Source organism: Arthrobacter sp. D3-18, from assembly GCF_054408525.1.
Window position 1 is genome coordinate 4454061 of sequence record NZ_CP096440.1, and the last position, 15411, is coordinate 4469471.

The 15411-nt window shown below is 62.4% G+C and carries 14 protein-coding genes; 12 read left to right on the forward strand and 2 right to left on the reverse strand.

What is annotated here, in order from left to right:
• Positions 1 to 137 precede the first annotated feature (137 nt).
• Entirely contained in the window at positions 138 to 1259 is a 1122-nt protein-coding gene (gene pstS, locus M1D89_RS22945) for a phosphate ABC transporter substrate-binding protein PstS (protein ID WP_498647290.1), read from the reverse strand.
• Positions 1260 to 1495: 236 nt separating this feature from the next.
• Between pstS and M1D89_RS22950 the strand changes: the two genes are divergently transcribed.
• The 5 genes from M1D89_RS22950 (at position 1496) to M1D89_RS22970 (ending at position 7276) form a co-directional block, all read left to right on the forward strand.
• Positions 1496 to 2623 (forward strand): FUSC family protein, encoded by a 1128-nt coding sequence (locus tag M1D89_RS22950; protein ID WP_498647292.1) that lies wholly within the window; start codon positions 1496 to 1498, stop codon positions 2621 to 2623.
• A 116-nt stretch (positions 2624 to 2739) separates the two neighbouring features.
• Positions 2740 to 4113, forward strand: a complete 1374-nt coding sequence (radA, locus tag M1D89_RS22955) for a DNA repair protein RadA (RefSeq protein ID WP_498647294.1) — start codon at positions 2740 to 2742, stop codon at positions 4111 to 4113.
• A gap of 54 nt (positions 4114 to 4167) precedes the next feature.
• Positions 4168 to 4791 (forward strand): Pr6Pr family membrane protein, encoded by a 624-nt coding sequence (locus tag M1D89_RS22960; protein WP_498647296.1) that lies wholly within the window; start codon positions 4168 to 4170, stop codon positions 4789 to 4791.
• Between the two features lie 289 nt (positions 4792 to 5080).
• Positions 5081 to 6157 (forward strand): DNA integrity scanning diadenylate cyclase DisA, encoded by a 1077-nt coding sequence (disA, locus tag M1D89_RS22965; RefSeq protein WP_017197017.1) that lies wholly within the window; start codon positions 5081 to 5083, stop codon positions 6155 to 6157.
• Between the two features lie 117 nt (positions 6158 to 6274).
• Positions 6275 to 7276: a GNAT family N-acetyltransferase gene (locus tag M1D89_RS22970; RefSeq protein WP_498647299.1), complete on the forward strand. Its 1002-nt coding sequence runs from the start codon at positions 6275 to 6277 to the stop codon at positions 7274 to 7276.
• On the opposite strand, the gene M1D89_RS22975 is transcribed toward M1D89_RS22970, so the two are convergent.
• Positions 7273 to 8001, reverse strand: coding sequence for a hypothetical protein (locus M1D89_RS22975; protein WP_498647301.1), 729 nt, complete (start codon positions 7999 to 8001; stop codon positions 7273 to 7275). The two genes, M1D89_RS22970 and M1D89_RS22975, sit on opposite strands and share 4 nt — an antisense overlap.
• Positions 8002 to 8136: 135 nt before the next feature.
• Here M1D89_RS22975 and M1D89_RS22980 point away from each other — a divergent pair, with 135 nt between their 5' ends.
• The 7 genes from M1D89_RS22980 to M1D89_RS23010 all read left to right on the forward strand — a co-directional run bounded on the left by M1D89_RS22980 (position 8137) and on the right by M1D89_RS23010 (position 15410).
• Positions 8137 to 9087: an HhH-GPD family protein gene (locus tag M1D89_RS22980; protein ID WP_498647303.1), complete on the forward strand. Its 951-nt coding sequence runs from the start codon at positions 8137 to 8139 to the stop codon at positions 9085 to 9087.
• A 120-nt stretch (positions 9088 to 9207) separates the two neighbouring features.
• Positions 9208 to 9690 (forward strand): hypothetical protein, encoded by a 483-nt coding sequence (locus M1D89_RS22985; RefSeq protein ID WP_498647305.1) that lies wholly within the window; start codon positions 9208 to 9210, stop codon positions 9688 to 9690.
• A 27-nt stretch (positions 9691 to 9717) separates the two neighbouring features.
• Complete coding sequence (locus M1D89_RS22990) at positions 9718 to 10185, forward strand: MepB family protein (protein ID WP_498647307.1); 468 nt, start codon at positions 9718 to 9720, stop codon at positions 10183 to 10185.
• 64 nt (positions 10186 to 10249) lie between these two features.
• Positions 10250 to 11065 carry a carbon-nitrogen hydrolase family protein gene (locus tag M1D89_RS22995; protein WP_498647309.1) on the forward strand — a complete coding sequence of 272 codons (816 nt, stop codon included), beginning with the start codon at positions 10250 to 10252 and terminating at the stop codon, positions 11063 to 11065.
• Between the two features lie 91 nt (positions 11066 to 11156).
• Positions 11157 to 11996 (forward strand): gamma-glutamyl-gamma-aminobutyrate hydrolase family protein, encoded by an 840-nt coding sequence (locus M1D89_RS23000; protein WP_498647311.1) that lies wholly within the window; start codon positions 11157 to 11159, stop codon positions 11994 to 11996.
• 232 nt (positions 11997 to 12228) lie between these two features.
• Positions 12229 to 14007, forward strand: a complete 1779-nt coding sequence (locus M1D89_RS23005) for an N-acetylglutaminylglutamine amidotransferase (protein ID WP_498647313.1) — start codon at positions 12229 to 12231, stop codon at positions 14005 to 14007.
• Positions 14007 to 15410: a M20/M25/M40 family metallo-hydrolase gene (locus tag M1D89_RS23010; RefSeq protein ID WP_498647315.1), complete on the forward strand. Its 1404-nt coding sequence runs from the start codon at positions 14007 to 14009 to the stop codon at positions 15408 to 15410. Before M1D89_RS23005 ends, M1D89_RS23010 begins: the two co-directional genes overlap by 1 nt.
• The last annotated feature ends 1 nt before the right edge of the window (position 15411 follow it).

The window sequence follows — 15411 nt, forward strand, 5'->3', positions numbered from 1 at the left end:
CTTCAATCTCAGTGAACTGGTCTTACATGGCTAAGTTCCCTGCCCCGCGGAATGGACCAGCCAGTGGCTTGCGGCCACTCCGCGCGGGACAGGGAACTTCAGTGTTCAGCCGGGTTCAGCAAACCCGCCGGGAAACCTTAGGCCTTGGCCTTGATGGTTTCGATAGCGGCCTTGGCCTTGTCCTGCAGCGTCTTGGAGAGCGGTGCGGACTTCGCGGCGTCAGCTGCGGTCTTCTGTCCTTCGTCGGAAACGACGTAGGTTTCGAAGCCCTTGACCAGGTCAGCAACTTCCTTGGTCTCGTAGGTGGTGCAGACAACGTGGTACGAGACGAGGACTACGGGGTAGGCGCCCGATGCGGTGGTCTTGCGGTCCAGCTTGATGGCGACGTCGTTGGCGGCGCGGCCCTCCACAGGCTTGCCTGCTTCAACAGCCTTGGCAGCGGCTTCTGCGGAGATCTTGACGAACTCTTCGCCCACCTTGATGGAGGCGGTGCCCAGCTTGCCGGAAACAGCGGAGTCATCGGCGTAGGTCACGGCGCCCGGGGTGTCGGTGACGGTCTTGACGACGCCGGAGGTGCCCTTGGCGTTCTCGCCGGCAAGGGTTGCGGGCCAGATGCCGGCAGCCTTGTCCGTCCAAACCTCGGGTGCAGCAGCTGCGAGGTAGTCGGTGAAGTTGGTGGTGGTGCCGGAGTCATCGGAGCGGTTCACGGGGGTGACCTTGAGGTCCGGCAGGGTGACGCCTTCGTTGAGGGCGGCGATTGCGGGATCGTTCCAGTTGGCGATTTCGCCGCGGAAGATCTTGGCCACTGTGGTGGCATCGAGCTTCAGCTCAGTGACGCCGGGAACGTTGAAGGCCACAGCGATCGGGGAGATGTACACCGGGATGTTGATGGCGCCCTCGGGGCCGCACGTGGCTTTGGAGCTCTCGAGCTCTTCGTCCTTCAGGTAGGCGTCGGAGCCGGCGAACTGTGCCGAGCCGTCGATGATCGCCTTGCGGCCTGCGCCGGAACCGTCCGGGGAGTACTGAACAGTTGCGCCGGAGTTTGCGGCGGAGAAGCCGGCCTTCCAGGCGTCCATGGCTGCGCCGGTTGAGGAAGCGCCGATGCCGGTCAGGGTGCCTGTGACCTTGGGGCCGGAGGCAGCCGACTGGGTGCCGGCGGTGGTGCCCGTTGCGTTGTCTGAACCGCAAGCAGTGAGCGCGAGAGCGCCGGCTGCGATGACCGCGATTGCCGCGTTGCGGCCGAAGTGAGTTGCCTTCACTTGGATGTGCCCCTTCCAGGGATTCTTCGATGCGGGCCGAACGGAGATTTCGGCGTGCGCGAGCTGTGGACCTTTTTGTTCCTTTACTGAAGGTAAGGAGCGCAGGTAACGGGATCTGCGGTGAAAGGTGAACGGAAGGTGAACGACGGCGGACCATTGGGTTATGTGGCGCGTGCCACCTTGAGCGGTACCTCCCTTGCGGTAGTTGCGAGGGTTGGGCAAATAGACTGGAAGGCATGGCTGCCGCGAAGGGATTTTCTGCAAGCAAGAGGTTCCTGCGCGCCAGAGTCCGGACGGGCCTGGTCCGCAGCCGCAATTCGCTGACGCCGGCCATCCAGATGACTGTGTGCGCCGTTGGTGCCTACGCTTTTGCTGAATACGTATTGGGCCACCAAGGACCCCTGTTCGCGGCTACTTCTTCGTTGATTGCCCTTGGCTTCTCCCGCGATCCGCGGCTGCGTCGCGTGATCGAGGTGGGCCTGGGCTGCACGCTGGGCATCGTGGTTGGTGACCTGTTGCTTCACTGGCTGGGCGCCGGGATCTGGCAGGCCGCCGTCGTGCTTCTTTTCTCTATCCTCCTGGCCAGGTTCCTGGACAGCGGCACGATTTTCACCACCCAACTGGGGCTGCAGTCATTGCTGGTGGTGCTGCTGCCGGCGCCGGCCGGCGGGCCGTTTACACGAAGCCTCGACGCCGTCATTGGTGGTGTGTTCGCGCTGCTGGTGACCATCCTGGTGCCGAAGGATCCGCGGCGGGAGCCCCGGAAGGACGTCCAAAAAATCCTGCATGAACTCGCCGAGGTGCTCCGTGAGTGCGCCAAGGCGATGATCGAGAGCGACTCCACCACGGCCTGGCACGCCCTGATCCGTGGCCGGAACTGCCAGCCATTGGTTGACCGGATGCGCCAGACTTTGCGGGCTTCGGGTGAGGTTGCCACCCTGGCTCCGGCGCATCGCAGGCACCGCGACGAACTCGCCAGCCTGGAGCATTCGCTGGAATACATCGACCTCGCGCTCCGTAACAGCCGGGTGTTCGCCCGGCGCCTTACCAGCGCAATCAACCATGCAGCGTTGTCCGATGAAGCGATCGAGAGCATCTCCGATGTCCTTCAGGAAACTGCCGCCGCGATTGATGAGATGAACATCGGCTTGTCCGAGCAAAGCGAAGGTACCCGCCGTGTGCATCTCCGCCGTGCCCGGAACGATCTTTCAGATATCGCCGCCCGGCTGCATCCCAAGATGCTTGACGTCCAGAGGCTCGAGGGTGAAACCGTAGTCATGCTGTTCCGGCCGCTCATGGTGGACCTGCTGGAAGCGAGCGGCATGGAGCCGGACGAGGCCCGCGCGGTGCTCCCGGCGCTGTAACTCGCGCGTCGGCCTTCGCCGAGTTGGCATTTGATGACGATGCCACGGCACGGCACTGTCATTAAGTGCCACCTCGGCGGCTAATACTGTCGGTCCCCGCCACTACTCTTGAACCCATGGCTTCCAAGACCTCCCGAGCATCCAAAACACCCGCCTACAAGTGCGCCGAATGCGGCTGGACCGCCATCAAGTGGGTTGGACGTTGCGGTGAGTGCCAGGCCTGGGGAACGGTGGAGGAGTACGGCGTCACGGTAGCGCGTACGACGGCGGCCGCAACCGTTTTGGAGCCTGCCCGCCGTATCGCTGAGGTGGATGGGACCACGGCAGCGTTCCTGCCCACGGGCGTGGACGAACTGGACCGCGTCCTGGGCGGAGGGCTCGTTCCGGGTGCCGCCATCCTGTTGGCCGGGGAACCCGGCGTCGGAAAGTCCACTCTGCTGTTGGATGTCGCGGCGAAGTTCGCCCGCACGGGGCAGGACGTCCTGTACATCACGGGTGAGGAGTCCGCGGCGCAGGTGAAGCTGCGCGCCGAGCGAATCGACGCCGTCGCCCATACTCTTTATCTCTCCGCGGAAACCGACCTCGGGCAGGCGCTGGGCCAAGTGGAGAAGCTTGAGCCCAAGCTGCTGATTGTGGACTCCGTACAAACCCTGAGCAGTGCGGACGTCGAGGGCAGCGCTGGCGGCGTCTCCCAGGTGCGCGAGGTTGCGGCGTCGATCATCTCTGCGGCCAAGCGGCGCAACATGACCACGCTGCTGGTGGGCCACGTGACCAAGGAAGGCACCATCGCAGGGCCGCGCTTGCTGGAACACCTGGTGGACGTCGTGTGCCAGTTCGAGGGCGAGCGCCATTCCCGCCTGCGACTGCTTAGGGCTGTGAAAAACCGCTACGGCGCCACGGACGACGTCGGATGCTTTGATCTTAATGAGGCTGGCATCGAGGGGTTGGCCGATCCCAGCGGACTGTTCGTTTCGCGGACCCGGGAGCCGGTCTCCGGAACCTGCATCACGGTGACCATGGAGGGCCGCCGGCCACTGCTGGCCGAGGTTCAGTCCCTTCTCGCTGAGAGCGCCAATTCCCAGCCACGCCGCGCCACCAGCGGGCTGGAAAGCTCCAGGGTTGCCATGTTGCTGGCAGTGCTTCAGCAGCGTGCCGGCTGCATGCTTCATAAGGATGATTCCTATGTGGCAACCGTGGGCGGAGTGAAGCTGACGGAGCCGGCCACGGACCTGGCCGTTGCCTTGGCTGTCGCATCGGCGAAGTCCCGCAAGGCGCTCCCCCAACGGCTCATTGCATTCGGCGAGGTGGGCTTGGCTGGCGAAGTACGTCCCGTGCCAGGGATTAACCAGCGCATCCAGGAAGCTCACCGTCTCGGGTTCACGCACGCTATTGTTCCGGCAAGCCCGGCAGGTGCCGGGATTATCCCGGACGGCTTCTCCGTGCGTGAAGTAGGGCACCTGGCCGAGGCGTTGGAACTGCTGATCACGTAATTCCGCCGGGGTGTCGGAGCCACCTGAGCTGCGTGTTCGGCGAGGATGAGAGGCATGACCAAACGGAATGTGCTTATCGGGGGACGCTTTTTCTTTGGACTTCTGACCTTGGTGGCCGTGGGAACACAGCTGACAGTTCATCTGGGCATGGGTTATGACCTCTGGAACTTCTTCAGCTACTTCACCAACCTGTCCAACATTTTTGCTGCCCTTGTGCTGCTGATCAGTGGATACCGGGTGCTGATCCGAAAGCGGCCCAGTGAGATCGACGATGTCACCCGAGGCACGGCCACCATTGCCATGGCCGTTGTGGGGTTGGTGTTTGGTGCACTACTGGCCGGTGAGGACCTCGGTTCCCTGCTCCCCTGGGTCAACTTTGTGGTGCACTATCTGATCCCTGTGGTGATGGTGGCGGACTGGCTGTTCCAACCGCCCAGGGCCACCCTCCGCGCCAAGCACATCTGGTATTGGCTGCTCTATCCCATCGGCTACTTGGTCTACAGCCTCATACGCGGAGCGTTCGTCAACTGGTACCCGTACTGGTTCATCGATCCCGCCCGTGCGGGTGGTTGGGGCGGCGTGGTGGTGTTTGCCGTAGCAATTTCCGTCGGCTTCCTCGTCGTGAGCCTGGCAATGCTGTGGCTCGGGAACAAGCTGAAGCGGCAGGTGGATTACTAGGCGGTCCTGCCCAAGGAATGGCGGAATAACTACAGCAACTGGCTATATTCGCCCATGTCAGCGGACAAAAATCCGCAAAGTGCACCTGTCGGACAGCTCGGAAAATGCACCTTGAGCGCATCATCGAACATAACGAAATGACCCACTTTGGGGCTTGCTGGTGCGGTTAACGGTGCCTGGAAGCCCTATCATTGTGCTTGTCGTCATGTGGGCATTTTTCGGTAGAGCGCACTGACGCCTGATTCAGCTTGTCTGTGAGCCGTGGCTTGCACCTTCGAAGGGAAACCCTATGGCCCGGAGTCCGGAAGAGTCGCTCAAGGCGACCTTGGCCAGAGTTGCACCCGGAACTCCATTGCGTGATGGCCTGGAACGCATCCTTCGCGGGCGCACCGGCGCCTTGATTGTGCTGGGCTACGATCGCACCATCGATTCCATCTGTTCCGGCGGATTCGACATCGGCATCGACTTCTCCCCAACCCGCCTCCGGGAGTTGGCCAAGATGGACGGCGCCATCATCTGCGACAAGGATGCCAGCAACATCGTCCGGGCAGCCGTCCAACTGGTGCCCGATTCAAGCATTGAAACCCAGGAATCCGGCACCAGGCACCGCACCGCCGAACGCGTCGCGATCCAGACCGGCGTTCCCGTTATTTCCGTCAGTCAGTCCATGCAAATCATCGCGCTCTACGTGAACGGCCTGCGCCACGTTCTGGAGGGCTCGGAAAAGGTCCTCGCCCGAGCCAACCAGGCCCTCGCAACCTTGGAACGGTACAGTGCCCGCTTGGACCAGGTCACCAGCTCTCTTTCTGCCTTGGAAATCGAGGCACTGGTTACCGTTCGGGACGTCGCAGTCACGCTGCAGCGCCAGGAAATGGTCCGCCGCATCTCGGAGGAAATCGCCCAGTATGTCTTGGAACTGGGTGAAGACGGCCGCCTGCTGTCCCTCCAGGTTGAAGAACTCACCGTGGGTCGCGGCCCGGGCAGTGATGTCATCATCCGGGACTACTCCGATCCCAACGCTACGCCCGAGGAAATCGAAGAAGCCGTCCAGGCCCTCCTCAATCTGGGCCCCACGGAACTGATCGACCTCAGCCGGATTGCCCACATCATCGGCTTCGCGGGTGGGGTGGAGCAACTGGACGCCGTCGTGCAGCCGCGGGGCTACCGTCTGCTGTCCGGCTTGAAGTCCGTGCCGAAGGCGGTAGCTGACCGTTTGGTGGACTACTTCGGCGGGCTCCAGAACCTCATGGCAGCCACCATCGACGACCTCATGACCGTGGACGGCATCGGCGATCAGCGCGCCCGTACCGTCCGCGAAGGCCTGAGCCGCATGGCCGAGGCGAGCCTGCTGGACCGCTTCCTCTAGAATGGGTTGAGTCGGACTCAGCCGATTCACTTGTTTTATCCCCAGAACACAGCTCTGCCCAAACCCGTTTTGGGCCCACATGTTATGCCCTCCAGGGCAGTTCAGGGATAAACCAGTATGGACTTCTACGCTTCCGACGCCTTCCTCACGGGTCTGGCCCGCGACTTCTACCGGGCCAAAAGCACTGAACTAAAAACGTACGCACTCCACGGGAGTACCGCGCGCGTCCGGCTTGCTGAGATCAACGGAAAAAGAGTGGTCCACAGCGGCCCCTTCTACGACTACGTGAAGCCCTTGGCCAACGGCGCACCTTTCACCGCGCCGGCCGGAACTGTGAAGTACCTGCCCAAGCTGGTCACGTCCGTCATCGAACTGCCGGATGAGGATCCCACCTCAGTGGTTCCCGCGACCCCCTTGGACCCGGCTCCGCTGGTCATGTGGGGAAAATTCGAAACGTGGGAGTCGTATCAGGCCCTCATTCGGAAACGAAGCAAGAGCTTGCTGAGAACGCAGCGGCAACGGCTTCGGAAGGTAACAGAACAGTTTGGCGAGCCTGAATTTGTTTTCGACAATACGGATATCGCGGCTTTCAACACCTGCATTGCATGGAAGATCCAGCAGTACAAGGGCGGACACGAAACGTTGGAAAGCGCCGAAGCCGTGGCCATGCTCCGACGGCTCTTCGAGGACCGGCACCTGATCCTGTCCACGTTGAAAGTGAAAGATGAATACGTCGGCTTCCATGCCGGCTTTATCTGGCAGGACGAATACCTGGCACTCATTCCCGCCTACAGCCCGGCCTTCGCAAAGCACGGAATCGGCAAGGAAATACTCTTGCGCGTAATGAAGCACAGCTTTGATGCAGGCCACAAGAGTTTCGATTTCCTGCAGGGCGCCGAGACCTACAAATGGGAGTTCGCCACCCACGTCCAGATTATTGAAAACCACGGCACACCGCCACTGATCAATCGTCTGAAAACTACGGCGGAGAGAACGGTCAAGCAGGGACTCGTTTCACTGTCACCGGAGCTCTTCTACCGGGTCAAGCGCCTTGTTTTGGCAGGACGGCGTGTTGCGGCGAATATCCGGGGCGCCCGGAAGGGACCGGACAAAGGTTAATTCAGCTGAAAGGCAACCTTGGCACTCGCCTTGTTCCCGAGGCGCGCTTCAAACGTGTAGTAAGCGCCGCCTGCGCCCGGTTTGGCGGTGATCGCGGCACAGCCTTCAAGCGTGCGGTTGCGCTGCCATGGGAAGTTAGCGGTCTCGCTCTTGCCGGGTTGGATGGTCTTGATGAGGTCCTCGCCGCCCGTCTGGCAGTCCTTTGACGAGAAGATGCGGTCCGATCCGCTCATCAGCAGGTACTCCATTTGGGAGGTGCCTACGTTGACCTCACACGGGGCGGTGCCGCCGTTGGTGATGGTCATGGTCAGCAGCGGAATTTCCTCTGGGCCGTAGGCGGGCTTATCGGTCTTGGCGGCTACAGTCATCAGGTTGAAATCGCAGACAGGCGTGGGCGGGGCCGAAGGCGAAGGCGCCGCTGTTCCTGTCGGCGCAGTCCCCTGCGTCGGTGCCGTTGATACATCCGGCGTGCTGGCTGCCTGCGGTTCTTGGGTCCCGGCGAGCGCCCCTGTGAGCGCGATGACTCCGCCAACCATAAGGGCGATGACCAGCAGCAGGGCGCCAAAAACCACCTGCCGACGACGGCGATACACGGCAGCACTCGGTCGGCGCCTGTTCACCGGGGTACTTTTGCCCGGCGTACCGGCGCGGGATGAGCCACGGGCAGCACCCTTCGCCGGCGCTGATGTGCGCGCGGTCGACTGCTGCTTACCGTTGTTGGCCATAGTTCTAGGCTAGGCTCGCGGTCGTGTGGGCACCTAACCTCCACGCCGCAGGGGTCCAATCCCGGCCTGTGTGACGTCGGCCATGAGCATGGCCGAGGGCGCCGGTCCCAGGATTCCACTACAGTGGATGGCAGCATGACACTTCCCGATTCCAGCCAGCTGGCAGGCCTCCACCAAGCCCTTGATCAGTGGTTCGCTGAGACTGCCCGCGACCTTCCGTGGCGAGAGCCCGATTGCAGCCCGTGGGGCATCCTGGTCAGCGAAGTGATGCTCCAACAGACTCCCGTTGTGCGTGTGCTCCCGGTGTGGCTTGACTGGATGGAACGCTGGCCCACCCCCGCCCACCTTGCCGACGAGCCATCTGGTGCAGCCCTCCGGCATTGGGGTCGCCTCGGCTACCCACGCCGAGCCCTGCGACTGCATGCGGCCGCCGTCGCAATGCGGGAGCAGCACGACGGCCAGGTCCCTGATACTTACGTTGAACTTCTGGAGTTGCCGGGGGTCGGCAACTACACAGCGGCCGCCGTCGCAGCTTTTGCTTTCGGCCGCCGCGAAACCGTGGTGGACACCAACATCCGGCGCGTCCATGCGCGGCTCATTTCCGGAAGTGCGCTCCCCGCTCCCGCCTTGACCGCCGGGGAGATGCGCCTGGCCGGCGCCCTCCTGCCCGAGGACCGGGAGTTGTCCGTGCGGTGGAACGCGTCCGTCATGGAACTCGGCGCCATGGTCTGCACCGCCCGCAGCCCCAAGTGCGCTGAGTGTCCTGTTCGCTCCAGTTGCGCCTGGCTCGCGGCAGGTGAGCCGCCGCCGTCGTACACCCCTAAGGGCCAGTCCTGGCACGGCACGGACCGCCAGGTACGCGGCGCCGTGATGGCCGTCCTCCGAGAAGCCGCCACACCCGTCCCCCGCGAGATGTTCGAGCAGGCGCCGGCCGACCTGGGGTTCGCGTCTTCCGGCGTCGGCATCCCGCTCGCTGCACTGCATCGGCTCAACTCGGCGCCCGAGCAACTGGAGCGGGCACTTGAGGGTCTGTTGGTGGACGGTCTGGCAGAAATGCACGACGGCGGTCTGCGGCTTCCAGCGTAGGTGCGGCAGCGGGGTATCGGTTCAGCAACAGGTGGCTTGGCGCCGTAACGATGCGGCGCTGTTTGCTCTGCCCAGGCGGCATCCCCGCGACAACTCCTGTGCGCGGTCATACTCTGAAGCATGGGCAGGATCGGATTGGCTTTGACCCTTGCCGGGACCGCAGCACTGCTTCCCGGTTGTTTCGCTGAACCTGTGGCCTGTCCGGCGATCGGGCACGTGGCGGGCGTTTCCTTGACCGTCGTTGCCAGCTACGCAGACGACGTTGCTTCGCTTCGGTTGAAGGCGTGCCAGGACGGCATCTGCACTGACAAGGACCTTATCCTGAACCCCGGGGCGACCGCCGTGGACCAAGGTTGCACACCGGATGGCGTGTGCTCCGCGACGTCCTCGCCGGATGGGACGCTTCAGGGTTTCCTCGAGCTTCCTGCCCTCAGTGAAGGTTCGATTGAGGCAACCGTGACTGGCACTTCCCCCACTGGAACGGCGTTGCCGGAAAGCACACTGACCTTCACTCCGAAGGGCGACTATCCGTTCGGTGAGCAGTGCGGGCGGGTGACTATTGCTGCCTTGGCGCTGGATGCAGACGGGTTGCGGCAGCTGTAAGCCTGGGACGCGTCCTAGGATGGGAGCGTGCCTGCCAATGATGTCCACCCCGACGTAGCCGAGGCATTGCAGGCTCTGACTCAATTGTCCGGACAGTATTCGCCAGCTATGCCGGAGGCCGACAATCATGAGTACGGCGCCGCCGTCGCCAGCCGAGGGCAGGAACTGATCCGGTTCCGCGTCGGCAAGCTCACCCCTACGAAAGTGGGCCTCTTCGTTGCGGTATGGCGCCGCGCCCAGGACGGTTCCACTGAGCCCTTCCCGGCAGAAGAAGGCATCGGGCTATTGGTGGTCACAGCGCGGGAAGGGAACAACGCAGGCCATTTTGCGTTTCCCGGGTCGGCGCTGGTCAAGCACAGGATTGTTTCCGTGAAAGGTGTCGGCGGAAAGCGCGGCTTCCGGGTCTATCCGCCGTGGTCTGAAGTGAGCAGCGGGCAAGCCCTACGGACTCAACAGTGGCAGTGCGCGTTCTTTACAGATCACGTTCCAGCCTGATCAACATCGGCCTGATCAAGGCCAGGGGGTTCACTGACCGCCGGCTAAACGGCACTCTTGTCTTATGAGAATCGCGTCCGGGCAATTCAGTGCGGGGACCGATCCCCAGCGCAATCTCGAAGCGGTCAGGCAGTTGATGACGACGGCCGCCCGCGGTGATGCTGAGCTTCTGGTACTTCCTGAGTCCAGTCTCTACGCCAGCAACGAGCCCGCGTCCGTCCTTGCCGGCGTCGCCCAGCCATTGGATGGCCCGTTCATCAGTAGCGTGGCGGCATCAGCCAAGGACCTGCAGTTGCCAGTGGTTGTGGGAACCACCGAGGCAAATCCGGATGGCCTGCCATTCAACACGCTCGTGGCCATTGATGAGGCCGGCGTGGTGCAAGCCACGTATAGGAAAGTGCACTTGTATGACGCTTTCGGATACACGGAAAGCTCCGGAATCTCCCCTGGGGTGATCACAAGCCCGGAGTTGCTGAATATCGCAGGCCTGCACTTCGGAATGCTCACCTGCTACGACCTCAGGTTCCCGGAAAGCTCCCGATTACTGGTGGACGCCGGGGCTGACGTCCTGCTTGTGCCAGCCATGTGGATTGTGGGCCCCGGCAAGGAAGATCACTGGAGCACGTTGGTCCGCGCACGCGCCATCGAGAACACTGCGTACGTGGTCACCGCTAACCAAACAGGCCCCCTTGCCACTGGCTACTCCATCGGGGTGGACCCTTTCGGTGTGGTCCTGGCCAATGCCGGCGAATCGCCGGGCGTCATCTATTGCGACTTGACTGCCGAGCGAATAGCGGAGGTTCGCGGGCGGGTTCCGTCGCTGCTGAACCGCCGCTTCAGGGTGGTCCCGCGGGAGCCCGGAGAACCAGGACCGGCGTGATCGGACTGACACTCGATTTTGACACTGTCGAAACATTACATGGCGTCCGCTGTCCTAAAATTTAAGGGAAGATTTGCCCCGGAAGGACCCCATGGAAACCACAGACACCGCAATGAAACCCGTCATCGGGCTCACCACCTACCTTGAACAGGCAGGCACTGACGGTTGCGGCACGGTTAATGCGGCGTTCCTTCCGGAAACTTACTTGGCTCCCATCACGGCGGCCGGAGGTGTGCCGATCCTGCTGCCGCCACAACCCGTCACGGCAGGGGTTATCGAGCTTCTCATCAGCCGCTTGGACGGGTTGGTCATTCCGGGGGGCTGGGATGTTGACCCTGGTTTGTATGGTCAGGAACGCCATGAAAAGACTGATGAGCCGCGCCCGGAACGGGACGCCTGGGAGCAGGCTCTCATCCGTGAAGCCATTCGGCAGGATATTCCCCTGCTGTGCATCTGCAGGGGCGAGCAGTTGTTGAACGTAACCCTCGGCGGCACCCTGCACCAGCATCTCCCGGAGGTGGTTGGCAACGGCAGGTATCAGCTGGGCGGCTATCAGTTCAACCTGATTCCCGTCATGGTTCGTCCGGAGTCCACCCTGGCCAGGCTCACCGGCTTGAGCATGGATGCCGTCCCGGTATCGCACCACCAAGCGGTGGATAAGCTCGGCGAGGGACTCGTGGCTGCAGCATGGAGCGAGGACCAGATCGTGGAGGCCATTGAATATCCGGCAAACACCTTCACGGTAGGCGTGCAGTGGCACCCTGAGGAGCTTCCGGAGGAATTCGGCCTGTTCCGTGGCTTGATTGAAGCAGCACGCGGAAAGTACCTGTCACGCTTGATCCCGGTGACGTCCTCTTCAGCCATGGCTGACCTGAATGAGGCCTTGGAAGGAACACCGTCCCTGACGTCGGAAGACCTGCCCACACTCTGATGAAAAGCATTGCATCCTTGTAATTTCCCCTTGCCCTCAATAAGTAAGCATGCTTACTATTGGGTTTAGTTCAGAGGTTATGCAGTTAGCCCACAGCTCTGCCAAGGAGCAACTGTGGCTCACCAGAGCAACGTCAATACGAGCGATGGCCAGCCATACAGTCCTCGCGACGCTGGAGCAATGGCACCAAGCGTCGCCACCCTTGGCAGCACGTCAATAACAAGGAATGACGATGTGCGGAATTGCCGGCGAAATAGCTTTCAGCGGTAGACGGGCGTCCAGGGATTCAGTCCTGGACATGATGGGGGCCATGACCTCCCGGGGGCCGGACGGGCGCGGTACTTGGGACGCCGGTTGGGTGGCAATGGGCCACCAGCGCCTCAGCATCATCGACCTCTCCCCAGCAGGTGCGCAGCCCATGGTGGATGATGGCAAGGTGGCCATCACGTTCAACGGCTGCATCTACAACTACAAGGAACTGCGCCAGGAACTGGAGCCGGAGTTCACTTTCCGGTCAACATCAGACACCGAGGTGATTCTGAAGGCGTACCAAAAGTGGGGCCACGACTTCGTTCACCACCTCACGGGCATGTTTGCGATCGCCATTGCCGATACCCGGCGCAATGAGGTGCTGCTGGTTCGCGACCGGTTGGGTATCAAGCCCCTCTATGTTGCCCACCTCCCGGGGCGGCTGCGATTCGCATCGACTTTGCCGGCAATTCTTGCTTCCGGTGGGATAGACACGTCGCTGAACGAGGTCGCCCTTCACCACTACCTCAGCTGGCACTCCATCGTCCCCGCCCCACGGACCATCCTGAATGGCGTCGCAAAAGTTCCCGCTGCCACTATCCGGACCGTCAGGCCGGACGGCACGTGGCGGGACCGGGAGTACTGGAAGCCCGAATACACGCGGAAGGAACAGCATGCCAACTGGTCCGTGGAGGATTGGCAGGATGCCATTGCTGAGGCTCTTCGAACAGCAGTACGACGCCGGATGGTTGCCGATGTGCCAGTAGGTGTCCTTCTGTCGGGGGGACTCGATTCGAGCCTTCTGGTGGCTTTACTCGCCGAGCAGGGCCAGCACGGGCTGTCCACCTTCAGTATTGGTTTTGATGGAGCTGGCGGTGATTCCGGAAACGAGTTCGCGTACTCGGACCGGATTGCGGAGACTTTCGGGACCAATCACGAGCGGCTCCACGTCAACACCTCTGACTTCGCTCCCGCCATTCCGGCCGCCATCGCGGCAATGTCGGAACCGATGGCCAGCCATGACGTGACGGCCTTCCACCTGTTGTCCGAAGCCGTGTCACGACATCTCAAGGTGGTCCAATGTGGCCAAGGAGCTGATGAGGTGTTCGCTGGTTACAGATACCACCAACCCCTGGCTTCCGTGGCGCGGCACGAAGCACTGAATACTTTTACCGCGGCGTTCGTAGACCACGGCAACCAGGAACTAGCCGAAATGGTGGAACCCGAGTGGTGGACTGGCAAGGATGCCAGCCGGGACGTCCTGGCGACCCACTTGGCGGCCCCTGGTGCCGACACGGCATTGGATGCCGTCCTGCGATTGGACACACATTTGTTGATGGTGGATGATCCCGTGAAACGGCTGGACAACATGTCCATGGCATGGAGCATTGAGGCTCGCGTTCCGTTCCTGGACCAGGATTTGGTGGGGCTGTCCGCCGCTTGCCCGCCGGAGCTGAAAGCATCCCAGGGCGGCAAGGGCATCCTCAAGGACCTGGGGCGCCGGCTCCTGCCTCATGAGGTGGTGGACCGGCCCAAAGGGTACTTTCCGGTACCAGCACTGAGGCATTTGGAGGAACCGTTCCTCACCATGGTGGGCGACGCCCTTCACGCCCCCGAGGCCAAACAGCGCGGCCTTTTCCGCTCTGACTTCATCGAGGGCCTGCTGGCTAACCCCAACGAACGTCGAACACCGGTAAACAGCAACGTCCTTTGGCAGGTGGCGCTCCTGGAAATGTGGCTCCAAAGCCATGGTGTGGGCTGATGCCTATGGTGGAGGAGTTGCGTCAGGCCGTGAAAAGAGACTTTCCGGAAACCATCGAACATCTCGCGGAGTTGGTTCGAATACCGGCCATGGCGTGGGAAGCCTACGACCCGGGCCAGCTGGACCTCGCCGCCGCTGAGGTAGCAGGCCTCCTCGGAAAAGCCGGGATGGCCGACGTCGTACTCCTCCAAGCGCCGCGCCCGGACGGCAGGCCGGGTGCCCCCGCAGTGGTGGCTCGCAGGCCGGCGAAGCCCGGCAAGCCGACCATCCTGCTGTACGCACACTACGACGTCCAGCCCGTGGGCGATGTGGCGCTATGGCTCAGTCCGCCGTTTGAGGCAGTGGAGCGGGACGGACGCTTATGGGGCAGGGGCGCGGCGGATAACAAAGCAGGAGTGCTCCTGCATGTGGCCGCCCTCCGCTCCGTGCTGCGTGTCCTGGACGTCGGGTTCGGCATGGGAATCACCGTTTTCATCGACGGTGAGGAGGAAGCCGGATCACCCAGCCTCCCCCAACTGCTGCAGGAACACCCCGCACTTCTCAACGCCGACGCCATGGTGGTAGCTGATTCCGGCAACTGGCAGGTGGGCGTTCCTGCGTTGACCACCAGCCTGCGTGGGTTGATATTGGGGACCATCGAAGTTCGTGTCCTGGAACACGCGCTGCACTCGGGCACCTACGGTGGGCCGCTACTTGATGCGGTGACAGTGCTGTCGCGGCTGATCGCCACGTTGCATGACGACGACGGTGCTGTGGCAGTGCGCGGTTTGCCCGTTTTTGAGCCCGAGGCTTCGGCGGATCGTGTTCCCGAGTTCAACGAGGTGCTGTTCCGCGCCGATGCCAAGGTGCCGCCACGCACGAAGCTTGCAGGAACCGGCACAGTGGCATCCCGTTTGTGGAACAAGCCGGCCTTGTCCATCATCGGCGTGGATGCGCCCAGCGTCGCCGAGTCCTCTGACACGTTGTTGCCCATCGCGCGGGCGAGGTTCAGCCTGAGCTTGGCACCGGGCACCAACACGGTGGAGGCCATGGAAGCAGTTCGGCGCCATGTTGAAGGCCACGCCCCTTTTGGTGCGGACGTCCGGCTGATTCCCGGAGGCCGGACCGAGGGATTCGCTGGCGGAACTTCCTTCCCAGCCGCCCGGACCATGCTGGATGCAATGGCTGAGAGTTGGGGAGTACCGGCCGTTTGCATGGGCGTGGGTGGTTCCATCCCTGTGGTGGACACGTTGTCCAAGCTTTGCCCGGATGCCGGCATTCTCATCACTGGAGCCGAGGACCCGGACTCCCGGGCGCACGGCGCAAACGAATCCGTCCATTTGGGCGACTTCCAGAATGCAATCCTTGCTGAGGCGCTGCTCCTGGCCCGGCTGAATTCCGAACCCACTACTGGCCACACCTAAG